This is a genomic window from Variovorax boronicumulans (genome assembly GCF_030812215.1).
Classification (GTDB): domain Bacteria; phylum Pseudomonadota; class Gammaproteobacteria; order Burkholderiales; family Burkholderiaceae_C; genus Variovorax; species Variovorax boronicumulans_C.
Window position 1 is genome coordinate 84,468 of record NZ_JAUSSG010000014.1, and the last position, 24,175, is coordinate 108,642.

Sequence of the window (24,175 nt, forward strand, 5' to 3'; positions counted from 1 at the left end):
CGAGTTGCTCGCGCGGCCCGCCCCCGGCATGACGACAACAGGAAGGCTCCGCCTTCCTTGTTTTCCTCGAAGGCTCAGCCCTCCTTGTTTTCCTTGAGGTTCCAGGCCAGCACCGTCTCGGCGCCCTTGCCGCCCTTGTCGGTCTGTTCCCAGTACTGCTGCTTGACCTTGGCGGCCTGGAACGCGAACTGCACCAGCACCGCATCGCCGCCCTGCTCTGCCGTGTACTGCACCGAGGTGACCAGCACTTCCTCGAGCGTGACGCGCGTGTATTCGATCTGCGTGCCGCCGGCCTTGCACAGCGACACCTCGACCTTGCTCAGGTGCTTGCCGCTTGCGCAGTTCTTCAAGATGGAAGGCGCTGCCTTGTCGATGCGCGCGAGCACCTGCAGGTCGTTGAAGCTGGCCTTGCCCACACCGCCGCCACCGCCGCTGACCATGTTGCCAGGCTGCGTTGCACCCCACGCGAACGACTTGATATCGCTCCAATCCTTGTGGTTCGAGTCCTTGGATTCGCCGTTCGCGCCCTCAACGCGCATGAACATGTCTACTGCCATGATTAACCCCCAAAGTTATTTGCGCCCTCGTGGAGCACCGTTGATTTAGCTGCTGTCCTTCTTGTTGGACGGCAGCTTCGAAACCAGCCGCAAGGAAACCGTCAGCCCTTCGAGCTGATAGTGCGGCCGGAGAAAAAACTTGGCGGCGTAGTAGCCGGGGTTGTCCTCGATGGCTTCCACCTGGACCTCCGCGGCTGCCAGCGGCTTCATTGCCTTCGTGTCCTGCGACGATGTGCCAGGGCTGCCGTCCACATAGTTCATGATCCAGTCGTTGAGCCAGCGCTCCATGTCCTCGCGCTCGCGGAACGAACCGATCTTGTCCCGCACGATGCACTTGAGGTAGTGCGCGAAGCGGCAGCATGCGAACAGGTACGGCAGGCGCGCCGCGAGGTTCGCGTTGGCCGTGGCGTCGGCGTCGTAGTACTCGGCGGGCTGCTGCAGCGACTGCGCGCCGATGAAGGCCGCGAAGTCGGAGTTCTTGCGGTGCACCAGCGGCATGAAGCCGTTCTTGGCGAGTTCGGCCTCGCGCCGGTCGCTGATGGCGATCTCGGTGGGGCACTTCATGTCCACGCCGCCGTCGTCGGTCGGGAAGGTGTGGGTGGGCAGGTTCTCCACCGCGCCGCCCGACTCCACGCCGCGGATCGAGGTGCACCAGCCGTACTGCTTGAACGAGCGGTTGATGTTCACGCCCATCGCATAGGCCGAGTTGGCCCAGGTGTAGCGGGTGTGCGCAGCCGAATCGGTTTCTTCCTCGAATTCGAATTCATCGACCGGGTTGGTGCGCGCGCCATACGGCAGGCGCGCCAGGAAGCGCGGCATGGCCAGGCCGATGTAGCGCGCATCTTCCGATTCGCGCAGCGAGCGCCATGCGGTGTGCTCGGTGTTCTGGAAGATCTTGGTGAGGTCGCGCGGGTTCGACAGTTCCTGCCACGAGTCCATCTGCATCACGGTGGGGGATGCGCCGGCGATGAAGGGGCAGTGCGCGGCCGCGGCGATCTTGGCCATCTCGCCCAGCATCTCGACATCGGGCGGGCTGTGGTCGAAGTGGAAGTCGCCGATCAGCGCGCCGAAGGGTTCGCCGCCGAACTGGCCGTATTCGGCTTCGTAGACTTTCTTGAACAGCGGGCTCTGGTCCCAGCCAATGCCCTTGTGGCGCTTGAGCGAACGCGCCACTTCGCGCTTGGACGCGCACATCACGCGGATCTTGAGTTGCTCGTCGGTCTCGGTGTTGTTCACCAAGTAATGCAGGCCACGCCACGCGCCCTCGAGCTGCTGGAAGTCCTCGTGGTGCAGGATCTCGTTGATCTGCTCGGAAAGCTTTCGGTCAATCTCGGTGATGATGCCCTGAACCGTGCGATAGGCATCGTTGGAGATGGTGACCGTGCTCTCCAGCGCCTGCACGGCGAGCGTCTTGACGGCGTTCTGCACCGCCTCGCGCGCTTGCTCGGTCTTGGGTTTGAACTCGCGCTGCAGGAGGTCGGAGAACTCGTTCGGCGCAAGCGCCTCGACCGTGATGGCCTGTGCGCGCGCTGTCTGTTTCGGTGCGGTGCTCATGGTGGATATCCTGTCGGCTTGCTGTGCGTTGCTTGGCTTTGCGCTTACTCGGAAGAACCGCCGGGCGCGTGGCCTGCTTTCTCGTTCGCCGCATCGACCGCCTTGGCGACCGCCGGGTTGGGCGCGGAGGCGAGCGACTTGAGCAGCGCCGGGTTCTGCAGCGCCTGCGCGATCAGCTGCTCTGCGCCGTTCTTGCCATCCATGTAGGAGAGCAGATTCGAAAGTTCGGTGCGTGCTGCGAGTAACTGCTGCAGTGCATCCACCTGGCCCGCGATGCGCGCGGGCGAGAAGTCGTCCATGGTGTCGAAGGTGATGTCGACATTCATCTGGCCTTCGCCCGTGAGCGTGTTGGGCACCTGGAACGCCACGCGCGGCTTGATCGACTTCATGCGGTCGTCGAAGTTGTCGATATCCACCTCCATGAAATCGCGCTCGGCCAGATCGGGCATCGGGTCCATCTGCTTGCCCGCGAGGTCGGCGATCACGCCCATCACGAACGGCAGTTGGATCTTGCGTTCGCTGCCATAGATCTCGACGTCGTACTCGATCTGCACGCGCGGCGCCCGGTTCCGCGCGATGAACTTCTGACCACTGTTTCTGACACGGTTGTCTGCCATAAGCTTCCTCTTGAAACTGAATACATCGGTCGGACCTGACTGTCTGTCTTGCCGGCTTCGAGCCCCCGCATCGGCAGCGATGGCCGCCTATTCAGGGGTAGCACCGCCGTTCAATGGCCGTCCGGCCAAGCTCTCTATCTTCTGCAATCCCTCGGGCACAAGCTCTTCGATGATCTGGAAGAAGTTGAGGTCCATGAGTCTTTGCGCTCGCCGTATCAGCATGGGCGCCGGATGACTGGGTTCCATGCGTTCCAGGTACTGGCACGCCTTCTCCAACAGCACCTGCACATCATCGCGGCTCGATATTTCAATCTCTTTAATACCGGGTGCGCGTAGGCCTGCGCCGCCACTTGCAGCTCCCGTGGCCTGCGCGCTCGAAGCAGACTGCGCAGTACCTTGTGGATTCACGTCGTTCTCACCCGGAAGGCTTGGCGCCGGATCGGGCTGTGCCTGCTCGGGCAGCAACTGCATCACGGTGCGAAGCGAGCGTTCGAGCCGGGAGAAATCCGGCGCCCAGCTCTGTCCCAGCGCGCGCTCGGAGGTCTCGCGAATGCGCTGCAGCAGTTCCAGCGCGGCGCGCAAGGCCACCACCGCCGGCGTTGCCTTCTCGTGTGCGCGGCGTGCCGCTTCACGCAACCGGCCGATACCACCCGGGTAGTCGATCTGATCGGCCTTGCTCGAATCGAGCAGGGCCTCGACCTGCCGCAGGCTCACTGACGAACCACCATCGTCGAGCAGGCGTGCATCGCGCACGCTGCGCCCGAGCCCCTCGGTTTCAGCCAGCGCAGCCAGCGCATTCATGCGCGGCAGCGGGTCTTCGAAGCCATCGGCAACGACGCGCGGGTGCACGTCGTTCCAGAATTTCTGCAGCACCACATCGACCAGCCGAAGGCCGTCGACGTAGCCGGAGAGGCCGCGCGTCTCCGTCCATGCCAGGGTCAGCGGAACCAGCACCCGCAGGTCGCGCGTGCGTTCGCACAGCTGCCTGGCAATGCGTTCCACGCGGGCCCAGTCGGGAGGCTCTGCGGGAATGATCGTTGCGCCGAACTGTTGCTCTCGCTTGCCCGTCGTCGCTTGTTGCAACGCCATGAAATCGGGGTCGTACTCCAGATCTTCACCACACGGAAGCGGGCCTTCGACAGGCGACTGCAACAAATCGATCTCACTCGGCAACAACCGGCCCCCCTTGAATTAACCATCGTCAACGCTTGTTATCTTGAGGGGAACAAGAAGCATGGTCAACCGCAACCGAATGCAACGCATGGCAATGAAATCCAAAGAAGTACAACCTTCTTTAAACATTACACAGAAGACCTACAACAAAGCACATACGAATGTGCGCAGCCGATGACGGGGTCATGCGCAAGACCTCGATGCAAGCGTGCCGCAAGGTGTTCGCACGCTGGGTTTTCAGAGGGCGCAGCAGGCCCACGTCATGCATATGACATAACGAATTTCTAGACTGCCCCCGAAGGCTTGCAACCGCGAAAAGCTTCAAGGGCCAGGGAAATTTCGAATGACGCGTACCGTCCAGGTTCACACCGCACTCAGCGCAGAGCAACTCAAGTTCCGCGCCATGCGTGGGCATGAAGGCCTCTCGCAACTGTTCGAGTTCGAGGTGGACATGGTCAGCACGAGCTTCAGCCTCGACCTGAAAACACTTCTGGGCACATCGCTCACGATCGAACTGCAGGACGGCGGCGCACCCCGCTTTCTCAACGGCACCGTGGTGCGCTTCGAGCTCGTGGGCCGAGCCAACGAGACAGGCCGCCACTACATCTACCGCGCACTGGTGCAGCCCTGGCTCTGGTACCTCACGCGCACCACCGACTGCCGCATCTTCCAGAACAAGAGCGTGCCCGAGGTGCTCGATGAGGTGCTGGGCAAATACGGCTTCCAGTTCGAGAAGCGCCTGGCCGGCAACTACCGCCCATGGGAGTATTGCGTGCAGTATCAGGAGAGCGACTTCGCCTTCGTGAGCCGCCTCATGGAGCACGAAGGCATCGCCTATCACTTCGAGCACGGCAACGGCGCGCACCTTCTGGTGCTGGCCGATGACACCGGCGGCTACGCCAAGTTGCCGGGTTACGCGACCATTCCCTACCGTCCGCGCGACCGCGTGGTCAACGCGATGGAGCCGTGCATCGACCGGTGGCGCATCTCCGAGCAGATCACCTCGGGCCGCGTGATGCTCGACGACTTCGATTTCAAGAAATCGCGCGCCTCGCTGCAAAGCGTGCAGCAGGACCCGAAGGGCCACGAGCATTCGACCTACGAAGTCTACGAATGGCTCGGCGGCTACAGCGAGCACGGGCAAGGCGATGCCTATGCAAAGGTCCGACTGCAGGAGCTGCAGTGCGCGCACGAACTGGCTTCGGGACACACCAACGTGCTGGGCATGGCACCGGGCCACCTGTTCGAGATGACGCACTGCCCGCGCGAAGCCGACAACCGCGAGTACCTCGTCACCGAGACTCGCTACAACCTGCAGGAGCCTGAGTATTCGAGCGGCGGCAGCGCGGAATCTGTGTGCGAGTTCGACTTCACTGTGCTGCCCTCTACCGTCGCCTACCGCCCCGCGCGCAAGACGCCCAAGCCGCGCACCAACGGCCCGCAGACCGCCACGGTCGTCGGTCCCGAGGAGATCTGGACCGACCGCTTCGGCCGCGTGAAGCTGCAGTTCCGCTGGGACCGCTACGGCCAGTCGGACGAGAACAGCTCCTGCTGGGTGCGCGTGTCGAGCAACTGGGCCGGCGCCAACTACGGCACGATGCACATGCCGCGCGTGGGCCAGGAAGTGATCGTCGATTTCATCGGCGGCGAACCCGACCGCCCCATCATCACCGGCCGCGTCTACAACAGCGACCAGATGCCGCCCTGGGAGTTGCCCGCCAACGCCACGGCCAGCGGCATCCTCACGCGCTCGAGCACCGGCGGTGCAGCCAACCAGGCCAACATGCTGCGCTTCGAAGATCGCACGGGCGCCGAACAGATCCTGCTGCACGCCGAGCGCAACCTCGACGTGGAGGTCGAGGCCGACGAGACCCACACCACCGGCGGCACCCGCACCACCATGATCAAGGGTCATGAGTCGGCCACCTACCAGAGCGGCGAGACGCGCGACATCACAGCGGGTGCCAAGGAAACCATCACCGGTGGCGACACGCGCGATGTGACAGGCGGTTTCGGCGAAACCATCAGCGGCGGCGTGAACCAGACGATCTCCGGCGGCAAGACGCGCATGCTCAGCGGCGGCCTGAACGACACCATCACCGGCGGCGTCAAGCTCGCCATCACCGGCGGCTTCAACGGCACCATCGACGGGCAGGAAATCCGTTTCGTGAGCGCGGGCCGGAGCGACACGATCAACACCTCGAACACGGTGCTGGTCAACGGCCCTTCGACCACCACGGTGACCGGTCCGACGGTGCACACCTCGCCGGACGTGACCTTCAACACGACGAACCACATCCACAACACGACGCAGCACGTCATCAATACCAACGTCTACAACACGACGTCGAACACCTACAACAACCTCACCAACGACTACACGAACAATTCGAAGACCTACGTCAACAACTACGCGCAGAGCAGCGACTGGCGCCTGCGCCGCGCGGGCGGTGTGGGATTCCGGTTCTCCGCGGTCGGGGTGGCGCTGGACCTCTGGGGGCTGCGCCAGCAGAACTACATCCTCAATTCGCAGTTCTCCGCAGTGCGTCTGGACGTAGCGGTGTTCCGGGCGCAGAACGAGGCGACCGAGATCAAGGGCACGGCGCTCAAGGTGGCCAACATCGGGATGAAGATCGCCAGTGGCGGCCTGGCCTTCTTCGCCAAGGCCATGACCATCAAGGTCTGAGCCACCTGTTGCCAATGGCCATCTGGGAGCAGATTCTCTGGGGTGTCTTCGCCGTGATGATGGGCGGGGCGTTGCTGTCCGGCGTCGCGGTGGTGGTGGCCGCCACGAGCGAGCAGCGCAAGTACAGCCGGGAGCGGCGCATCGGCAAAATCCTCGGCAGCGCCGGCGTGGCCGCCCAGGGCACCGTGACACAGGTGCGGCGCTCCGAACACCAGCTCACCGGCCCGGGCAGCCACGGTCAACGCATGGTGGCGCTCGAGTTGACGCTGCAGATGCTCCCTCCCTCCCCGGTGCCGACCGTGGTGCTCAGGACGCTGATCGACGAGTTGCTGCTGCCGCGCCTCGCAGTGCCCGGCGCGACCATCCATCTCATGCAGGACCCAGTCCATCCGTCCGTGGTGTCGGTGGACAGGCAACGCACGCCGCTGGAAGTGCCGCCCGCGCGGGGCTAGCGACCTGTGAAGACCGTCAAACCCCTCCGGCTGAGCCTCATCACCCGCCCCTTCCTCCGCGACGGCCGCCAGCGGCTGGGCGTGACCCTGATGGGCATGGTGTCGATGGGCGAAGCGCCGGTGCTCCTGCCCGAACCTGAGTTCTGGAAGATCGCCGCCGAGGAGCTCGGTCCCACGGGTGCCATTGACCTGGGCATGCCCAAGGTCTGTGCCGAGTTCCTCGCGACCGGCCATGCCTACACCCACCACCAGAAGGAAAAGACCGCCTGCGCCGTCGCGCTGCGGGTTGGCGAGCTCACGCGACAACTGCTGGTGTTCGGCGACCGCTTCTGGCTCGACGGCCAGGCCACCGCACCGCAGCCCTTCGAATCGATGCGCCTGGACTGGACGCGCGCCTACGGTGGCCCGAGCTTTGTGGAGAACCCGGCCGGCATCGGCCACGCTCACGAGACCGTCAACGGCCTCTCCATGCAGCGCGTGCCCAACATCGAGAACCCGCATCGGCGCCTGGACCGCCCGGGCCGCGAGGTGGAGCCGGCCTGCTTCGACGCCATTCACCTGGCGCGCCCGAGCCGCATGCGCCTGATCGGACGGCACTACGACGCCCACTGGCGCGACAACCTGTTCCCCGGTTTCTCCGAGGACATGGACTGGCACTTCTTCAATGCCGCACCGCCCGAGCAACGCTGGACCGGGCGCGACAGCATCCCGAGCGGCACTCCCTACGAAATCTGGAACATGCACCCCACCCAGCCCCTGCAGAGCGGCCGGCTTCCGGACTGGCGGGCGCGCGCCTTCATCGCCCGTAAGACGGGTACCGGCCGGGACCCGGAGCACTTCGACGAAGTGCCCATGCGCCACACCACGGCATGGTTCTTTCCTCACCACGCGCAGGTGGCGCTGATCTATCACGGCGAGATCGACATCGCCGAGGACGATGCCAACGACGTCACCCACGTGATGCCGGCCATCGAGCGCGCCGGGGAGCCGCAACGCCCGATCGCGCACTACTTCGAGATCCTGCAGCGCCGTTGCCATCCCGAGACCGGCGCGCTGTACGCGGCGCGCGACGATGAACTGCTGCCCCTCGAAGCCATCGGCCCCTGGCTCGACGCGCTGGACGACGCCGAAGAATCCGCGCTCGTGCGCAACATGCGCGAACGCGGCGATCGTCTGCGCGAAGACATGATGCAGAAGGCCCGCGAAGCCGGCCACGATCCACGCCTGCTGCGCGAACGGCCGCTGCCCGAGCCCTTCCGCAAGGCCCCGACGCTCGCCGAACTGCCCGCCTTCATCGAACGCACGCGGATCTTCGCGCAGGACCAGCGGCGCAAGCTCGAAGAAGGCCGCCAGGAGCTTCAGCGGCAGGGCCGGCGCAACGCGGCGGAATCGCGCAAGGTCGGCTTCGACACCGGCGACCTGGTGGAAGGCATCGATCGGGCAACGACCAAGGGGCCGCCCTCCATCGACGCACAGGGCGCGCTCAAGGGCATGTTCGGCATTGCACAGTCCACGGGCACTGCGCCCCTTCCGCCGGCGCAACAGCGGGAGTTTGCGCAGGTGGTGGAAAAGGGCGGGCGCGGACTGCTCGATATGTACCGCATGGGCGCGCAGCACCAGTCCGCGGCCGACGCCATGTCCGCCGAACGCGCCGCCGAGGCGCGCCGGCGTGTCCAGGAGGTCATGGCCACCACGCGCGATCTTTCGGAGATGGACCTCACGGGCGCCGACCTCTCGGGCATGGACCTGCGCGGCGCGCGCCTGCACCGGACGCTGTTCGAGAACGCGAACCTCGAGGATGCCCGGCTCGACGGCGCCGACGCCACCGAGGCCGTGCTGGTGCGCGCGCACCTGTCGCGCGCGTCGCTGGCCGGCTGTGTGCTGCACCGCGCCAACCTGAGCCTGGCGCAATGCCTGCACACGGTCTTCGCCGGCGCGCACCTGCATGAAACCGCGGTCGAGAAGGCCCGCTTCGAGGCCTGCGATTTCGGGGGCGCCGAGCTCGAGCACCTGACGTTCCTGGGCATACACGTCGAGCGCTGCAGTTTCGACAAGGCCCGTTTCGCCTATGTGATCTTCATCGAGCAGAGCAACCTGCGAGACTGCAGCTTCCGCGGCGCGGTCCTGCACAAGGTCGGGTTGATCTCGTGCGTCGCCGCGCGGCTGGACTTCACACGGGCGCAGCTCGAGGCCTGCGCCTGGGCCCATACGCCGGGCGACGACGGCATCGTGTTCCGCGAAGCGACGCTGCGCACCACCTGCTTCGTCGGCACCAGCAGCTTGCGCAACGCGGACTTCGAAGGTGCGACGCTGGTGCAATGCGGCCTGCGCGAGATGGCGCTCGACGGTACCCGCTTCGTGCGCGCCACGCTCGATACCTGCGACTTCTCTGCCTGCAGCTTCACCGGCGCCGACCTGAGCGCAGCCGACGCACCTGAAAGCCTGTTCATCCGCTGCGACTTCACACACGCCGCGCTGCGCGGCGCCAACCTCATGCATGCCAGCCTCCAGAAGGCCCGCCTGATCGGCACCGACCTGCGCGAGGCCAACCTGTTTCGCGCCGATGTGTCGCAGGCCCTGATCGACCACGTCACCGAGACACGTGGCGCGTACCTCGAGCAGGCCAAGACCCTCCCACGCCGCGCCGCGGACCCCGTGCGATGACGCGGGACGAACTGGCAGCAAAGACCCGCGGAGGCGAACACATCCAGGGCCAGGATTTCCAGGGCCTGGACTTCGACGGACTGGACCTGCGAGGCGGCACTTTCGGCGCCTGTGACTTCACCCGCGCGAGCCTGCGCGGTGCGCTGCTGGCCGAGTCGGTGTTCGAGGCCTGCCGCTTCGACGAGGCAACGCTCGATGCCGCCGACCTTCACCACTGCGCCTTCACCCGATGCGCCCTCCCCCGCGCGAGCCTGCGCTCGGCCACGCTGATGCACGCGGTCTTCACCGAGACCGAACTGCATGGCGCCGACCTGACCGACGCCCGGCTCGGCCAAGCCACCTTCCACCGGAGCACGCTCGACGGCGCAAGCTTCGAGCGCGCGGACCTCACGAAATCGGTGTTCGGCGAAAGCGGGCTCGACGGCACGCGTTTCGACGATGTGGCGCTGAACACCACGGTCTACTATCGCGCCGGGCTGCGCGGCGCGAGCTTCAGGGGGGCGAGCTTCCACAACGTCATCTTCAGCGAGGCCGCGCTCGCGGAGCAGGACTTCTCGGCGCAGTCCTTTCACCTGTGCCAGTTCATCGATGCCGACCTGGCCGGATGCAACTTCTCCGGCGCGCGGCTGAGCCAGTGCAACTTCAAAGGGGCGAAGCTTGTCCAGGCAGTGCTGAAGAACGTGCACGCGCCGCAATGTCTTTTTCCGGAAGCCGACCTGCGCGGCGCCAACGCCAGCGGTGGACATTTCGACCAGAGCCTGTGGATCGACGCCCGGCTCGACGATGCCGACCTGTCGAGGTCGCGGCTCGCGCAATGCGTGTTCCATCGCGCCAGCTGCCGGCGCACCTCGTTCGCGTGCAGCCATCTTGTGTACGCGGATTTTTCCTATGCCGACCTCGGCGACGCCGACCTGCGCGGCGCCACCTTCCATCGGACCCAGACACACCGCGCCATACAGGCCGGGACCCGCTGGAACGACCGCATCGGCGTGCTCGACAGCGACCCGGCGCTCTTCGAGGCCGAACGTTTCTCGGCCGCGCGCGCGAGCCGCCCGCAGCGCGCTGGCCGCGACACCTTCGGACGGCCGCTGCCGCCGCCCGATACACAGGACATCTCATCCCCATGAACCACCGCGCCAATCGCAATCAGCCCTTGCCACTGCGCAACGATGCCGCCATCGACCACGGCGCGTCCGACGCCGAGATGCGCGCGCTGATGCGCAGGCCGATGCCATCTGCCGCCCCGGTCACGCCCGCATGGACCGGCAGCGCACTCGGCACGGTCCGGCAACAGCTCGCGGAAGGCGGCTTTCTCGTCGCTCCCCAGGACGGCACCGCATCCTGGCGCTGCCAGCGGGCCGCAAGCTGCCTGCTACAGCCGACCGCGGGCGACACTGTGCTCGTGGCCGGCCCCCACCACGACAAGCTCTACCTGATCGCCGTCGTCACGCAGACGGACCCGAGCCGCGCCGAGATCGTGACCGACGGCGACCTCACGATCCGTTCGCGACGCGGCACCCTCGCGCTGGAAGCACCCGCTTTGGCGCTCCAGGCCGCAAAGGCACAAGTCGACATCGCACAGATGGACTATCGGGGCGCCGAAGTACGCGTGACCACGCTGGTCGCGCGCTTCGTGGGCCGGACGCTGGAGACTGTGCTCGATCGTCTGAGCGTGCTCACGCGCTCGAGCTTTCGCCTCACCGAGGAGGTCGAACAGGTGCGGGCGGGCCAGATCGACATGCAGGCCTCCGAGAGCATGCGCTTGCATGCGAAGAACACCTTCGTCACCAGCAAGGCGCTGGTGAAGGTGGACGCCGAACAGATTCACATGGGTTGATCGAGAACAGGAGCCTTTGCCATGTTTGCCAATGCACAGATGATGGGCGTGGACCTCGCCTTTCCCGACGTCTGCAAGACGCCGCCCGCACTTCCCATCCCCTACCCCAACTTCGCGCTCGGGCCGACGGCGATTCCCAACGCCTGGAACATCCTCTATGGCGGCACGCCCGTCCACAACATGGCGACCACCACGCCGATCACCAACGGCGACAACGCGGGCGTGCTGATGGGCGTGGTGTCGCAGACGGTGATGGGCCCCTCGCGCCATATCACCGGCGCCTTCACCGTGCTGCTGAAGGGCACGCCCTGCACCCGCATGACCAGCCTTGCCGTGCAAAACCGCTGCAACATCGTCGGTATGCGGATCGTGCCGAGTCAGTTCAAGGTACTGGTGTTGGCACCCTGAGACACCGGCCGCGGCCCAGGTCTGAATCAAAAGGTCACGACGCACCTCCAAGCGCTTAGGACCGGGCTCGCAGTAACATTGTTAAAGGCGCTCTCGCCGGCGGTGGCACACCGGCGCGGGCTGGGTCGTTTGCTCCTCATTTGTCGAGATCCGAGATCTCCTTCCAGTTCAATTACGAGGGCGTCAGCCCAGCCGCTTGAGCGAAAGGCCAAGAGCCCCTCGGCTTCCAGACGCCGCCTGGGATGTTCAGCCGAATCTTGTATCGACCGGTTGACTACGCCGTCAACAGCACAAGAGACTAATCATGAAATGCACACAATGTGATGGCAGTCATCTTGAGGGGCCGACCGAGCCCAAGGGAATGAAGATTTGGAGGTGCATTGACTGCGGGTGCGAAATGGCAGGTCACTTTCACGATCTCGCCGAGCTTTCCGCACTTCCCAGGCAGGACTGGTTCAAGGGAAAATTCTTTGTTGGTGAGAAGGTCGACGCTACCAAGTAAGTTGGACTGAAGCATGGCCTTGAACAACTCTAGGTCCTGGAGACGGAACTCGGTTTCGAACTCCTCCAGCGTCATCAGAACCGCAGGGCGGAAAGGATGTCGCCGGTAGCCCGGGAGGGCTTCGCTGCGACAGCACGCCACTCGGAGCCCCCGGCCAATGAAGCTTGAGCCGATGGACTTTCTGCCTCAACTGCAAGGGCGCGAGTTTCCGCTCGTTGTCACCGGGCAGTTGGCCGTCACTTGTGTCGAGTTGCTCCACACGGTCGGCTTCATCAAGGCGGTTGTGATCTCTTCGGACCCCGGGTCTGTCGAGGCGCGAGTGCACCGGATCACTGCACTCGGCCGCTTGACGCTGGCGAAGCGACGATGATGTCCATTGGCGGCTGCGCTCGCACGCCCCTCAAGCCTCGTTCCGAAAACGACGGATCGGGGTTCCGGCTCGGTGGTCATAGTTTGCTTCAGATCGTCTGCAATGAGCCCCCTGAGGTGAGACTTGGAAAAGCATCAACCCTCTACCGGCGGCGGGCGATCATCGCGTAGATGACGAGGACCACGACGGCACCGAGGACCGAAGCAACGAAGCCGGCACCTGCGCCTGCGGTGTACCAACCCATTGCCTGGCCAAGGTACGGGACTGCGCGGCTCGATGAGCTCACCCGGCAATCCGTACAACAATGCACAGGCCGAGAGCTTCATGAAGACGCTCAAGGTCGAGGACGTCTACATCGGTGGCTATGAGACCTTCGCCGACGTCGCGGCCCGGCTGCCGAGGTTCATCGAAGAGATCTACAACGCCAAACGCCTGCACTCGGCGCTCGGCTATCGGTCACCCAACGAGTTCGAAGATCAACTGGTCCAGCAAGCGGCTTAGATCTGACTCCCGGTGGTCCAGCCGCAGGGGGTCACTCCAACTGCGCCTCACTCCCGTGAACAGACTCTTCATCGAGGGTGAGCCTGCGTTGCGAACATCGCAAGGCAGGCCCAGTTCGACCGTGCTCATCGGAACCAGCCACGGCGCGATGCGCGCACGGTCTTCGTTGCCGTGCTGCAAGGCCATCGATATCGCTTCTCGCTGGGCTTGCCGCTGTGCGCGGCCCAGCGTCAGCCATTGAACCATGTCCGAACTGTGAGCGAGCCCGGCGCCATGAACATCCAAGACCTGGTCCCCAATGGCCACGCCGATCGACCATGGATCGGATGCGTCCCGCCTGAACCTGCCGTAGGGAAGGTTCTGAATCGGAAAAGGGGTTTCGGGCGCGTTGGCGCTCTCAACCCAACTCACGAGGTCGGGCGAGTTTGTATCGAACGGGGCGGTCAAGGTGGATCCTTCGTGGTCGAAAGTGCCGCCTGCTCGCGAGCTGATGCCCAGGTCACCCCGGTAGGGAGTGCCTGGGGAAAGTGCTTCAGTTGTCGCGGGAGGGGATCAGCGGCAGCATCAGGTGCGAGTCGTAGCGACCGCCAGTGAGGATGATGTTCTCGCCGCTGAAGAGATCCGGCCTGCGGTCCAGAGGGTCGGTGTGCAAGAACGGCCCTGAACCCTTGCGCGGCCCTGCCGCGCCCTCGCGTTCGAAATCCTGCGCGTCGACGCGCACTGCAAGCCGATACCCACGTGGAAGCACGATGGACGTGGGCCAGATCTCTACCTCCACCCGATAGTCTTCGCCGGGTGTCAAGGGCTCGACCTCGGAGTGTGTGTGGAACGGTTGCCCCGGCCCGGAGCGTTGGGGGTCGATCTTGCGGTGAGAGGCGCGCAGCCACCCTTGCGCGACCGGCACCTGTGGATCCGTTGCGCCTCGGAAGAGCACTTCGCGGCCATCGGGGTCATACGCCCGGACGGTCACGAAGAGGTCCATGTCTTCGGTGCTAGAGCGAAGCCATGCAACCAGTGACAGCGGCCCGGTGAACTCTGTCAATGCCTCCATGGGCGCGCTTATGAATTCAATGCCGCGCCCTGGCACACGGTAGGTGGCTGTGGCGATTGAAGCGACAGGTTCGGACGTCAACTTTTTGGCCTGCGCATCAAGGTAGAGCTTGGTCCACCGCGTTCGCGCGATTGGCCACTCGTGTTCGAAGCGCTGCTCGAACCGGTCCGGATGGCGCACCTCCAGCATGACAGGTGGTTGTTCGTCCCATCCGTTGGGCTCGTCCTTCAGGAATCTGTCGAAGAAGCGCTTTTGCATCTGCACGTACTCAGGCAGATAGAAGGATTCCCAGTGCGTACCGCCATGCATCTGCAGCCACTTCTGCCGCGAACCCGCACTTAGGAAGCCCTGCACGTTTCCGCGAAGGTGCAGCCCCATGCCGCCCCAGTTCCCTGCCGACAGGACCGGCACCTCGATGTCCGCGAGCTTCGAAGATCTTGCGGCATACCAGTCATCGACGAGGGGGTGCGATCGGAACTCATCGATGACATCCACTCGGTTGGCGCGCAGAGTGTCAGCGTCCAGCGCCTCGCCTGTGCTCGTCGCACCCGTTTCGCGGTCGATGTAGGGACTGTCGGCCTTGCCGTTCTGCACCGAGAGGATCTGCTTCGGGAACCAGAGTTCGAAGAAGAAGTTGCCGAAAATCCCGCCGTGATGACTGGCATCGCGGTACATGTCGCTGGCCCCTTCCCACGGACAGATTGCCGCGAGATGGGGAGGCCGACGTGCGGCGACCTGCCACTGATTCATCGCGTAGTACGAGATGCCAAGGAGGCCTACCTTGCCGTTGGACCATCCCTGCACGCCCGCCCATTCGATGCAGTCTGCGTAGTCGTCTACTTCCTGCGGCGACCACACCCACAGCTTGCCGGGCGATTCACCAGCGCCTCGACTGTCGACCACCACGATCGCGTAGCTCCAAGGAATCCAGCGCTCTGGATCGGGCACCTCCCACCGCAGGTAATTTCCGGACCTGCCTTCCGTGTCGATGCCAGGGTAGAGGCGTTTCAGCTCGTCCCATTGCGGCTTGAAGGCATCCTCGAAATGCGCGTCCTTGCCGTAGGGGCCGTGCGTCATGAGGACAGGTACGGGTGCATCTACATCCGGGCGGAAAACGTTCGCCTTGAGAACCGCGCCGTCGCGCAGGCGGATCGACACATTCTTTTCAAAGATCATTTTCTTGCTCCGAGCCACGTCACTGAAACAGCGCGACAGCTCGCGTCCAGCCTGCCGAACCGCCGCGGACCTTGGCCGGAAAACAAGACAGGAAGAACCCGTCCGGGGGCAGCACTTCCAAGTTATGCAGCTTCTCGAGGTGGCAATAGCCGATGTCGCGGCCGGCCTTGTGCCCCTCCCATATCACCGCCGGGTCTTTGTCCTGCTTGTAGCGTTCGGCGGTGTACGCGAAAGGCGCGTCCCAGCTCCAGGCGTCCGTGCCAGTCACGCGCACACCGCGCTCAAGCAGGTACATCGTCGCGCCATATCCCATGCCGCAACCTGCCTGTACGAAGTCTGGCTTGCCGTAGCGGCTGCCCGCGCGCGTGTTGATGACCACGATCTCCAGCGGCTTCAGTGTGTGGCCGATGCGCTGCAACTCCGCCTCGACATCGGCCGCCTGCACCACGTAACCATCCTCAAAATGACGGAAGTCGAGCTTCACCCCGGGCCGTAGGCACCACTCTAGAGGCACCTCGTCGATGGTGATCGCCGGCTCACCGTGATTCATCGTGGATGCGAAATGCCACGGCGCATCGAGGTGCGTGCCGTTGTGCGTGCTGAGCTCTACCTTCTCCACTGCCCATGCCTCACCGTCCGGCAGATCCTCCGCCTTGAGCCCAGGGAAGAACTGCGCCAACCGGCTGAAGCTCTCAGAATGGTTCATGTAGTGAATCTTGGGCGCAAACGCTGGAGGATCCGAGATCACATCGTTCTCGAGAAAGATGGAAAGGTCGACTATTTTCTTGAACATCACGAATCCATTTCGATGCCGAGTGGAGGAAGGATTCGCTGGTAGCGAGCGAACTCTTTTTCGAGGTACGCCTTGAACCGATCAGGCGGCATACCCGAGACCTTGTTGCCGAACGTGACCATCTTTTCCTTGAAACCCGGGTCGGCCAGCGTCTTCGCGACGCCTTCGTAGAGCGCGGCCAAGACTTGGGGCGGCATCTTCGGCGGCGCGAGCATGCCGATCCATGCAGGAATGTCGATGTCGGGCATACCCAGTTCCGCGAACGTAGGCACGGTAGGCATCGTCTCCGCGCGCTGCGCCCCCGTGATCGCGAGAGCCTTGATTTTCTTGGCCTCGATGTACTGCATGACCGACGATGGTGCGATGAACGAGACATCCACCACGCCACTGATCAGATCCGTGAGGGGCGTTCCCTTGTAAGGAACATGGATCAGATCGATCCCGGCCTGTTTGGCGAACAGAGCACCGACCACATGCGTTGTGTTTCCATTGCCTGCTGACGCATAGCTGAGCTTGCCAGGTTGCTTCTTTGCCGCCGCGACGAATTCAGCCAAGCTGTTGAAAGGCCCGTTCGTCCTGTGCAGCAGCGCAAACCCGTAGGTCGAATACACCATCGACAAGGGCGTAAAGCCGTCGATCGGATGGTAGGGCAGCTTTTTCATCAGCACCCCGTTGGTCAGGTGCCCACCGGTGGTCCAGAGCAATACGGAACCGTCGGGCTTCGCACGCGAGACCTCTGACGCACCAATGGTGGTGGCCGCGCCGGGCTTGTTGTCGACGATGCATTGCCGACCTGTCACCTTTTGGTAGGTGTCTGCAAAGATGCGTGTCATCCCGTCGAGGGCGCCCCCGGCAGGGAACGGCATCACGATCCTCATCATCTCGGGCAGGTCCGTCGTCGCCGCTCTCGAGATGGGGGTCGCGAACGTGATCGCGACGCCTGCGAGCGCCTCTCTTCGATTCAACATGGGCTTGTCTCCTATGGCACCGACCGGCGCTGACTACGCCGGAATCCAGTCACAAGCGAATTCTAGACATATAAAACGACTGTTTCAATCAATTGTTTTTTCAAGTCCATTGGTCCCCTTGCTCAATTGAAACAAGTGATTGACTGGATGATGCAGAATGCCCATGACCGTCCCGGGCCGCGCTGCCGGGGCACGTATTGACCCAACTCCTTTGCCTCAGTCGACATGCCAGGACGAACATCCCCGTCATCCGATCGCCTCACCCGGCAGAAGATCCTCGATTCCGCCTTGGCCCTGTACGCCGAGAAAGGCGTAGACGGGGTGCCTGTGCGAACTCTGACCGGCCATGCGGGTGTCAACGTCGCGGCGATCCATTACCACTTCGGAAGCACCGAAGCGCTGGCCGAGGCCCTTTTTGATGAGCTGTCAGCGCGCGTCAACAAGCGCCGCACACTTGCCCTGAAAGAGATCACAACGGCCGCTCGTGCAGAAGGCGCGCGGCCTGAAGTACCGGCGATAGTCCGAGTTTTCGTCGCTCCGTATGTGGGGGATGGCGCAGCGACCGAAGGTCAGTTGCTGGCGCAGTTGATCCTGAAGCACCGCCTTTCCCCGTCGCCGATGACGGAGCGGGTCATCAAGAAGCACTTCGACCCCATGGCCAAGCAGTTCGTGGCAGCGCTCCATGACTCAGCGCCCGAGATTCCTTTGAGTTTGATGTACCTGCGTTACATGCTGATGGTCAGCACCGTGGTGCTCTTTCTTACTGACAGGGGTCGACCCAATCGCCTCCATCGCCTCTCGGGCACGAAGGCCGGAACGACAGATGCGCAGGAGACCGCAAACGCGCTCGTTGACTTCGTCGTTGGGGGCATCCGGGCGCCTGTGTCTTCGTCTTCGTCTTCGTCTTCGTCTTCGTCTTCGTCTTCGTCTTCGTCTTCGTCTTCGTCTTCGTCTTCGTCTTCGTCTTCGTCTTCGTCTTCGTCTTCGTAGGGAGACGCTCCAGACATGCGGGGTTGCGTCGTTGAGGGCTGCGACATGCGGCCAATCCGCGAACAAGATCACGACATTCTGAGTTCGAGACTGCGAGAAGTCGCTGAGGCGCAGCACTGACAACCGCTCTCTGGGGACAACCAACTTCCGCTTTGGGTCGCGGATTCAACCGGTCGATGCAACAGATTCGCTGAACATCTCAGCGGGCGTCTGGAAGCCGAGCGTCTTACGCGGCCTCTGGTTCAATTGTCGCGCGATCGCGTTGAATTGAATCTGTGAGTAGCCTGAGATATCGGTGCCCTTCGGCATGTACTGCCTGAGCAACCCATTTGTGTTCTCGTTGCTTCCGCGTTGCCAGAGGCTCTGCGGATCGCAGAAGTAGACCTGGATGTCGGCGGCCATCGTGAATTGCTTGTGCCCGTGCATCTCCGTGCCTCTGTCCCAGGTCAGTGATTTGTAGAGCTCCTGCGGTAACTTGCGAGCATTCTTGATGAGCGCGTTCACGACCGTTTGCGTGTCTTTGCCGTCCAGCTTCACCAACATCACGTATCGCGTTTGGCGCTCAACCAGCGTCGCGATTTGGCTGCTTGCACTGCCGAAAACCAAGTCTCCTTCCCAATGACCAGGCACTGCCCGATCCTCAACAGAAGCGGGTCGCTCGCTGATCGAACCGGCATCGATGATCTGCCCATGGATCGCCGTCTTCTGCGTGTAATGACGACAGCGACGTATGCCGCGAGTACGTCTCAGGTGCTCAAGCAGCTCCTTCTTTAAGGCGCCGCGCGCTTGGATGAAAAGGCTGCGGTAGATGGTCTCGTGTGACACGTGGAAGGCCTCGTCGCACGGATAAGTATGCTTGAGCCACCCTGCGATTTGCTCAGGTGACCACAGCAAGCGCAGCTTGTCGGTCATCACGCGCGCCAAGGCGCGGTTCTCCGCCAGTTTGCAGCGCTTGGGACGATGTGCCCGATTCCAAGCTGCGCTGTCGGCCTGGTTCGCCCGATAGCCAACTCGCCCGCCATTACGCTCGATCTCGCGGCTGACCGTGGAGGGTGCTCGTCCGATTCGCGCCGCGATCGCACGGATCGAGTGACCAATCACCAGAGCGCGAGAGATTTCCTCTCGCTCCGCAAGTGTCAGCGCCAGCCTCGAGCGATGTCGTTCGGGTGGGCGGATCCCGCCCGTCTGAGCCAGGATGCCTCGTGCGGACCCGTGCGAGCGAACAAACAGATGAGCGATCTGATGAAGAGTCCAGCCAGCTTTCCAGCGCTCCCACATCAATGCTTTCTGGCTGTCCGTGTAGTAGGTTCGTGCCTGGTACTTCATCCGCAACACTCCTTCTGCCTACGCAGTTCTTAGTGTGTTGCATCGACCGATTGAATCCGCCGTCTGAAGCGGACATGCAGGCCGCCGCGACTGCCACAGCCGTGCGGGACCTCACCGGAACTTCGGCCCCGGTGCCTTGATATCGCTGGGTCTTAACGCTTGGTGTTTCGCCTGCTCTCTCCAGCCATTCGCCAACCGCTGATCATCGGTCTGCACCGCCGGCATGCGCTCCGTGAAGCGATCCACCTGTGCAGCCAATCTAGTTTCGCCCTGTCTCCTCAACATACCCACCGTTGCGTGCCAGTCCGCCAACACCTCTTGGCGGGTGTCTTGCATCTTTGCCTGACCCGCATCTGAAACGCTCCGCCCCGCTTTGAGGCATCGCAGCACCTGTTCCAACTTCGTCCGCATCACCATGGATGACTTCGGCGCCCGACATCCATCGCGCTCGGCAAGCGACAACTGCGCAAAGGCCTGCAGCGCCCGTAATCGATGATGAATCGGATCTCGATAGGGTTTGCGAACCTGCCCGCGCACCTGCCGCGGCGTCGCATTGGCCGCCACCCCCTGCTCACGCATCAGCGCGGCGAACTGCTCGCGCCACTGGCGCAGCGTGTCCTTGCGAATGTAGAGGCGTTTTCCGGGCTCGAACTCGTGCTCGCACTTGACCACCAGATGCGCATGCGGATGCGGCTGATCGGTGTGCAGCACCATGGCGTAGCGATATTGCAGCGCGAAGTTCTCGCGTGCGAAGACGCGCGCCGCAGCCAGTACTTTTTCCGGTGGCGTGCCGGCGGGCATGGACAGGACAATGTTGTGGACCAGTTTTGTGCGCGTGTCCTTCTGCCCCTGAGCGCGTTTCGGTTTGTACTGGCCTCTGCACAGCTCCAGTTGCCAGTCGGTCACGATCTCCCTGGCCGCTCCTCGGCCCTGCTGTACCAGCCCCTCGTCGGTTTCTAGCGGCAGCTTGCCGTGCCGGCTGATGTAGCGCAGGTGGGCCTCCACGCCGCCGATGTCCCGTGCTCCGCCTGAGACCTTCACCATCACTTCGGGTGTACGGCTCACGGTGCGCTGGACTTGCGCAATCTCGTCGGATCCAAGGCTCAGCCTGCCGCCGGGGCCGCGCCGGCCGTAGCTCACGATGTCCAGCGCCATGTCGCGCGCTCCGCCAACTGGCCCACCGTTGCTTCGTCCCAAGCGCACGACCTGCTTAGGCATTGCTCATCTCGCTGTCTGACTCCCAACTGATGAGGTTGTGGCGTACGACGGCCGCGGTGACTTCACGTGCCGACTCGACCTCGCGGCGAACCAGCGTGATCGCCTCGCCCAAATCCAATGCGACGGAGCCTGCCGGATTGTTCGTCATGCCGAACACGCGAAGCTGGCGACCAAGTGCCGCCAACTGGGCGCCCACGGCCTTGATCTGAGCCAGTTCTCTCGGTGGCAGCACCGTCGACGCGTGGACATGGTTGTGGATGAGCAGGGCCAAGTAGCTGCCGGTCCTCATCCCACGCACACGAGCCCGTCTTGCCACAGCCAGTCGATCCCCGAAGCGAAGTCGCAGCGTGATGCGGTCCGCCGTGCCCACGCCACCATCCAAATCATTGGCGGCTCGCTGCGCGTTCGATGCAAGTGTGATCGGACCGTTGGACTGGATTACTTCTCGGACCATCTTGGCAAGCAGGCTCGACTCGCTCAGCCGATGGCGCGCAGCCAGCGCTGCGAAGCTCACCTTCGTATCGGACGACACGCGAGCGCTGATCACGGTGCTTGATCGGGGGGCCTTGGTCATTGCAACGCCGTTGCGGTAAACAATGTCTGACGTCAGTCTATCCTGCCCTCATGGCCGCACAAGGACTTTGCGTTCTGCGTCCCACATTCGGCGTCCCACGTTCCTCTCTCACCGCCCTCCCCGACCGCGTGCACACCTGACGCACATCCGAGCCCCCTCGCCGGGCCGGTCCGGCGCACGCCTCCGGTCACCCCGTCGCATCGAAATAAATGGGGAACATGAGGACAGAAACATAAAGACCCGCCATCGTCGATGGCGAGCCCCACTGCACCCCTCGATGTTCGGCATGCCGAACAAGAAAGCAGACAAACCAGCATCGAGGGGCACGAGACGAAACGAGACGAGATGGAGAGGCCTACCTGCCTGCTACGCCTCCTGCTCTCCATGGCGCGGTGCCGCCGCGAGCGGGCGCAGCGGAGACGGGAGCCAACGCGTGCCCTCCAGCCGGCGGGCGCAATGCGCCGCGGCCTCGGCCTTCTTCATCGTCGCCACAAGTGGCGTGCCGTGCTCGCCGGTCGCCTCCTGCACTGCTTCGAGCGCCTTCGCTTTGCTGACATGGTCGAGGTAGTTCGCGGCGGTCGGCAACCACCAGTCCGCCATGTCGAGGCCCAGCGCCTCGGCGATGGCGTCGCTCTGGTCGGCCGTGCGTTCGCGCGAAACGACCGCGTCGATGCTGCGGGCGGTGCAGTACGCCAGCAGATCGAGCAGCACATCGCGCGGCTGCGCGAGCAGCCAGCGGAACAGGACCTCGGGATCGCCGGGGAGGCGCTCGCCCCATTCGGTCGCGGCCCGCACGAGCAGCGCACCGGCCGGAGACGCCTCGTAGCCGGTGGCCGACTGCGCGAGGCTGTAGTCGCTGGTCACATGCACATGGACCTTCACCACATCGTTGCCGCGTCCGTACTGGCCGAACACCGTCTCTGCCATCCGGTGAACCAGCGTCGCCAGCGCCACATGCGGCTCCTGCATCAGCGCGGCCTGCAGCGCGGCAGTGCGATGCGCGGTGAGATCGCGCATCAGCTTCTCGCTGAACGCAGCGCGCGCTCTCGCGGTGCCCGCGCCCGCCTCGTCGCCATCGCCCGCCATTCCCGGCCCGCCCTCGCCCTCCGGATCGCCGGCCCCCGAACCGCAGCGGTGGTCCCCCGGCCGTGTCAGCCCCCGGGTCGCCACCACTTCTCCGCGATGGTCGATGCGCAGCAACGCCCCGGTGCATGCCATCTGCTCGGGCGTCCACGCCAGCAGCGCGGCATGCGCCGCGTCGATCCGGTCGTCCAGATCGTCGAGCGCGCTCGACAACCGCTGCGCCTCGGCCTCGACATCGACCTCCTCCTGGGCGTCCACCGCGTCGGGATCGTCGCCCTGCGCTTCCAGCGTCTCGAGGGCTTCGGCCAGCCGGTCGCGCTCGGCGTCCATGGCCGCCAACGCCGCCGCCTCCTCGGGCGTCATCGCGCGCCGCTGCTGCGATGCCTGTCCATAGCGGTGCAGCGCGAGGCCGTCCCCCTCCGTCACGCAATCCGCCCATGCCCAACCTTCCGCACGCACCTCCTCGGCCAGCGCGCGCAGCTTTTCCATGGCCAGGACCTGCAGCAGCACCGGATCGTCCAGGTACACGCCATCATCATCGTCGTCCTCGGCGAAGAGGTCGCGCCGCACCGCGCCGCCACGCGCCTCGTAGGCCGCCAGACCCACGAAGCGCGCGAGCCGGCTGCCGCCCGCACAGGATTCCTCTGTGAGCTTGCGGCGCAGCGCCCATGCGCTGCGTTCGTACACCGGGAGGCCATCCCAGACCGCCTCCTGCGCAGCATGGTCGTCGGTCAGCGCCAGCGCCTGCAACTCCTCCGGCCCGATCTCGTCGGCGCGGTACATCGCCAGAAAACGGGACGCGAGACGCGCCAGCCGGAGCCTGCGCTCCACGGTCAGCGGCGCCACCCCGAAGCGGCCAGCCACCTGCGCCACCGAGAGCCCGCCGTCGATCAGGGTGCGGAACGCCTCCATCTCGTCGGCCGGATGCATCGCCTCCCGCCCCGAGTTTTCCGCGAGGGAGATTTCCACCGCGCGCGCAGAAGCAAAGCATCGGCATTCCACCGCCTGCGCGGCATCCATCCGCCCCTCGGCGACGAGAAGCTGCATCGCCCGCAGGCGCCGCCCGCCCGCCACCACCGCATACCGTCCATCCGGCAGCGCCACCACCGCGAGCCGCTGCAGCAGCCCCTGCGATTCGATCAGCGCCGCCAGCTCGGCAATGCCGTCGTCGCGCTGCACCCGGCGCACGTTCGCCTCGCCCAGCACCAGCCGCTCCAGCGGCACCAGCAGGTCGTACGGCGCGGCGTCCGCCTCCCCGGTCGCGCGCGCGTCCGCGGCCGCTGCCACCCGTTCGCCGCCCCGCCCCTTTGCCGAAGCGGCCTTGCGCCGGCGAGCGCCGCCCTTGCCCGTCGCAGGGGCCACGTCATTCGCATCAATCGTCGTTGTCGCAGTCATTTGCATTTCCTTTGTCATGAAGTTGAAGAAAAAGAAGAAAGAAAGGACAAAGAGCCCTGCCGGATTCCTAGATTCGGAGCCCCTCGTGAAAGGGTTCCGGATCGCATCGGCCGCGCATCAGCCGCCGGCCGCCGTCTTCCTGAGTTCTTCGCCCGGTGACCGCAGGCGCGCGCGGGGACGGGGGAGCAAGGGGGAAGCCTTCGTAACGCGCATGCGTTATGAACACCCCCTTGCAGGCGCAGCCGGTCCCGCGGCGCCGCGCGCGCAACGTCACCGACAA

21 protein-coding genes and 1 pseudogene are annotated in these 24,175 nt (G+C 64.2%); 9 read left to right on the forward strand and 13 right to left on the reverse strand.

Annotated features, from left to right (window positions below):
* Positions 1–74 precede the first annotated feature (74 nt).
* From J2W23_RS29185 to tssA, 4 genes are all read right to left on the reverse strand, one after another.
* On the reverse strand, positions 75–557 hold the full coding sequence (locus tag J2W23_RS29185; RefSeq protein ID WP_280810829.1) for an Hcp family type VI secretion system effector: 483 nt from the start codon (positions 555–557) through the stop codon (positions 75–77).
* A 45-nt stretch (positions 558–602) separates the two neighbouring features.
* Positions 603–2,111 (reverse strand): type VI secretion system contractile sheath large subunit, encoded by a 1,509-nt coding sequence (gene tssC / locus J2W23_RS29190; protein WP_307651221.1) that lies wholly within the window; start codon positions 2,109–2,111, stop codon positions 603–605.
* Positions 2,112–2,155: 44 nt separating this feature from the next.
* A complete protein-coding gene (gene tssB, locus J2W23_RS29195; protein WP_176656940.1) occupies positions 2,156–2,728 on the reverse strand; it encodes a type VI secretion system contractile sheath small subunit in 573 nt (190 codons plus the stop codon).
* An 87-nt stretch (positions 2,729–2,815) separates the two neighbouring features.
* Complete coding sequence (gene tssA / locus J2W23_RS29200; protein ID WP_176656939.1) at positions 2,816–3,904, reverse strand: type VI secretion system protein TssA; 1,089 nt, start codon at positions 3,902–3,904, stop codon at positions 2,816–2,818.
* Between the two features lie 340 nt (positions 3,905–4,244).
* Here tssA and J2W23_RS29205 point away from each other — a divergent pair, with 340 nt between their 5' ends.
* The 7 genes from J2W23_RS29205 to J2W23_RS29235 all read left to right on the forward strand — a co-directional run bounded on the left by J2W23_RS29205 (position 4,245) and on the right by J2W23_RS29235 (position 12,820).
* On the forward strand, positions 4,245–6,587 hold the full coding sequence (locus J2W23_RS29205) for a type VI secretion system Vgr family protein (RefSeq protein WP_307651223.1): 2,343 nt from the start codon (positions 4,245–4,247) through the stop codon (positions 6,585–6,587).
* Between the two features lie 8 nt (positions 6,588–6,595).
* On the forward strand, positions 6,596–7,039 hold the full coding sequence (locus J2W23_RS29210; RefSeq protein WP_307651224.1) for a hypothetical protein: 444 nt from the start codon (positions 6,596–6,598) through the stop codon (positions 7,037–7,039).
* A 6-nt stretch (positions 7,040–7,045) separates the two neighbouring features.
* Positions 7,046–9,703 carry a DUF2169 family type VI secretion system accessory protein gene (locus J2W23_RS29215; protein ID WP_307651225.1) on the forward strand — a complete coding sequence of 886 codons (2,658 nt, stop codon included), beginning with the start codon at positions 7,046–7,048 and terminating at the stop codon, positions 9,701–9,703.
* A complete protein-coding gene (locus J2W23_RS29220) occupies positions 9,700–10,830 on the forward strand; it encodes a pentapeptide repeat-containing protein (protein ID WP_307651226.1) in 1,131 nt (376 codons plus the stop codon). Before J2W23_RS29215 ends, J2W23_RS29220 begins: the two co-directional genes overlap by 4 nt.
* The gene (locus J2W23_RS29225; RefSeq protein ID WP_307651227.1) at positions 10,827–11,540 is read left to right on the forward strand and encodes a DUF3540 domain-containing protein; all 714 of its coding nucleotides are present in this window, start codon (positions 10,827–10,829) and stop codon (positions 11,538–11,540) included. The genes J2W23_RS29220 and J2W23_RS29225 overlap by 4 nt, the downstream gene beginning before the upstream one ends.
* A gap of 21 nt (positions 11,541–11,561) precedes the next feature.
* Positions 11,562–11,948, forward strand: coding sequence for a DUF4150 domain-containing protein (locus tag J2W23_RS29230; RefSeq protein WP_176656934.1), 387 nt, complete (start codon positions 11,562–11,564; stop codon positions 11,946–11,948).
* Between the two features lie 659 nt (positions 11,949–12,607).
* Entirely contained in the window at positions 12,608–12,820 is a 213-nt protein-coding gene (locus J2W23_RS29235) for a hypothetical protein (RefSeq protein ID WP_176656933.1), read from the forward strand.
* 142 nt (positions 12,821–12,962) lie between these two features.
* Here J2W23_RS29235 and J2W23_RS29240 read toward each other — a convergent pair whose 3' ends face one another.
* Complete coding sequence (locus tag J2W23_RS29240; protein WP_307651228.1) at positions 12,963–13,130, reverse strand: GlsB/YeaQ/YmgE family stress response membrane protein; 168 nt, start codon at positions 13,128–13,130, stop codon at positions 12,963–12,965.
* Between J2W23_RS29240 and J2W23_RS29245 the strand changes: the two are divergent.
* A pseudogene (locus J2W23_RS29245) lies at positions 13,094–13,321 on the forward strand (integrase core domain-containing protein); the annotation flags it as partial. The gene J2W23_RS29240 and the pseudogene J2W23_RS29245 overlap by 37 nt on opposite strands.
* On the opposite strand, the gene J2W23_RS29250 reads toward J2W23_RS29245, so the two are convergent.
* The 4 genes from J2W23_RS29250 to J2W23_RS29265 all read right to left on the reverse strand — a co-directional run bounded on the left by J2W23_RS29250 (position 13,277) and on the right by J2W23_RS29265 (position 17,309).
* The gene (locus tag J2W23_RS29250; RefSeq protein ID WP_307651229.1) at positions 13,277–13,768 is read right to left on the reverse strand and encodes a hypothetical protein; all 492 of its coding nucleotides are present in this window, start codon (positions 13,766–13,768) and stop codon (positions 13,277–13,279) included. The pseudogene J2W23_RS29245 and the gene J2W23_RS29250 sit on opposite strands and share 45 nt — an antisense overlap.
* A gap of 85 nt (positions 13,769–13,853) precedes the next feature.
* Complete coding sequence (locus tag J2W23_RS29255) at positions 13,854–15,548, reverse strand: CocE/NonD family hydrolase (RefSeq protein ID WP_307651230.1); 1,695 nt, start codon at positions 15,546–15,548, stop codon at positions 13,854–13,856.
* 19 nt (positions 15,549–15,567) lie between these two features.
* On the reverse strand, positions 15,568–16,341 hold the full coding sequence (locus J2W23_RS29260; protein WP_307651231.1) for a cyclase family protein: 774 nt from the start codon (positions 16,339–16,341) through the stop codon (positions 15,568–15,570).
* A complete protein-coding gene (locus J2W23_RS29265; protein WP_307651232.1) occupies positions 16,341–17,309 on the reverse strand; it encodes a Bug family tripartite tricarboxylate transporter substrate binding protein in 969 nt (322 codons plus the stop codon). Before J2W23_RS29265 ends, J2W23_RS29260 begins: the two co-directional genes overlap by 1 nt.
* A 225-nt stretch (positions 17,310–17,534) precedes the next feature.
* On the opposite strand from J2W23_RS29265, the gene J2W23_RS29270 reads away from it, so the two are divergent.
* On the forward strand, positions 17,535–18,299 hold the full coding sequence (locus J2W23_RS29270) for a TetR/AcrR family transcriptional regulator (protein ID WP_307651233.1): 765 nt from the start codon (positions 17,535–17,537) through the stop codon (positions 18,297–18,299).
* A gap of 165 nt (positions 18,300–18,464) precedes the next feature.
* On the opposite strand, the gene J2W23_RS29275 is transcribed toward J2W23_RS29270, so the two are convergent.
* From J2W23_RS29275 to J2W23_RS29290, 4 genes are all read right to left on the reverse strand, one after another.
* Positions 18,465–19,625, reverse strand: coding sequence for an IS30 family transposase (locus tag J2W23_RS29275; RefSeq protein ID WP_307651234.1), 1,161 nt, complete (start codon positions 19,623–19,625; stop codon positions 18,465–18,467).
* Positions 19,626–19,736: 111 nt separating this feature from the next.
* Positions 19,737–20,780: a relaxase/mobilization nuclease domain-containing protein gene (locus J2W23_RS29280; protein ID WP_307651235.1), complete on the reverse strand. Its 1,044-nt coding sequence runs from the start codon at positions 20,778–20,780 to the stop codon at positions 19,737–19,739.
* Positions 20,781–20,835: 55 nt separating this feature from the next.
* Entirely contained in the window at positions 20,836–21,417 is a 582-nt protein-coding gene (locus J2W23_RS29285) for a hypothetical protein (RefSeq protein ID WP_307651236.1), read from the reverse strand.
* Positions 21,418–21,783: 366 nt separating this feature from the next.
* Positions 21,784–23,895 (reverse strand): ParB/RepB/Spo0J family partition protein, encoded by a 2,112-nt coding sequence (locus tag J2W23_RS29290; RefSeq protein WP_307651237.1) that lies wholly within the window; start codon positions 23,893–23,895, stop codon positions 21,784–21,786.
* Positions 23,896–24,175 lie beyond the last annotated feature (280 nt).

Excerpts from the sequence above, each read along its gene's own strand:
- J2W23_RS29270 (WP_307651233.1), top strand. The coding sequence starts at position 17,535 with ATGCCAGGACGAACATCCCCGTCATCCGATCGCCTCACCCGGCAGAAG.
- J2W23_RS29220 (WP_307651226.1), top strand. The coding sequence starts at position 9,700 with ATGACGCGGGACGAACTGGCAGCAAAGACCCGCGGAGGCGAACACATC.
- J2W23_RS29260 (WP_307651231.1), bottom strand. The coding sequence starts at position 16,341 with ATGTTCAAGAAAATAGTCGACCTTTCCATCTTTCTCGAGAACGATGTG.
- J2W23_RS29285 (WP_307651236.1), bottom strand. The coding sequence starts at position 21,417 with ATGACCAAGGCCCCCCGATCAAGCACCGTGATCAGCGCTCGCGTGTCG.
- J2W23_RS29230 (WP_176656934.1), top strand. The coding sequence starts at position 11,562 with ATGTTTGCCAATGCACAGATGATGGGCGTGGACCTCGCCTTTCCCGAC.
- J2W23_RS29275 (WP_307651234.1), bottom strand. The coding sequence starts at position 19,625 with ATGAAGTACCAGGCACGAACCTACTACACGGACAGCCAGAAAGCATTG.
- J2W23_RS29265 (WP_307651232.1), bottom strand. The coding sequence starts at position 17,309 with ATGTTGAATCGAAGAGAGGCGCTCGCAGGCGTCGCGATCACGTTCGCG.
- tssB (WP_176656940.1), bottom strand. The coding sequence starts at position 2,728 with ATGGCAGACAACCGTGTCAGAAACAGTGGTCAGAAGTTCATCGCGCGG.
- J2W23_RS29205 (WP_307651223.1), top strand. The coding sequence starts at position 4,245 with ATGACGCGTACCGTCCAGGTTCACACCGCACTCAGCGCAGAGCAACTC.
- J2W23_RS29290 (WP_307651237.1), bottom strand. The coding sequence starts at position 23,895 with ATGACTGCGACAACGACGATTGATGCGAATGACGTGGCCCCTGCGACG.
- J2W23_RS29255 (WP_307651230.1), bottom strand. The coding sequence starts at position 15,548 with ATGATCTTTGAAAAGAATGTGTCGATCCGCCTGCGCGACGGCGCGGTT.
- J2W23_RS29185 (WP_280810829.1), bottom strand. The coding sequence starts at position 557 with ATGGCAGTAGACATGTTCATGCGCGTTGAGGGCGCGAACGGCGAATCC.
- J2W23_RS29280 (WP_307651235.1), bottom strand. The coding sequence starts at position 20,780 with ATGGCGCTGGACATCGTGAGCTACGGCCGGCGCGGCCCCGGCGGCAGG.
- J2W23_RS29225 (WP_307651227.1), top strand. The coding sequence starts at position 10,827 with ATGAACCACCGCGCCAATCGCAATCAGCCCTTGCCACTGCGCAACGAT.
- tssC (WP_307651221.1), bottom strand. The coding sequence starts at position 2,111 with ATGAGCACCGCACCGAAACAGACAGCGCGCGCACAGGCCATCACGGTC.
- J2W23_RS29235 (WP_176656933.1), top strand. The coding sequence starts at position 12,608 with ATGAAGCTTGAGCCGATGGACTTTCTGCCTCAACTGCAAGGGCGCGAG.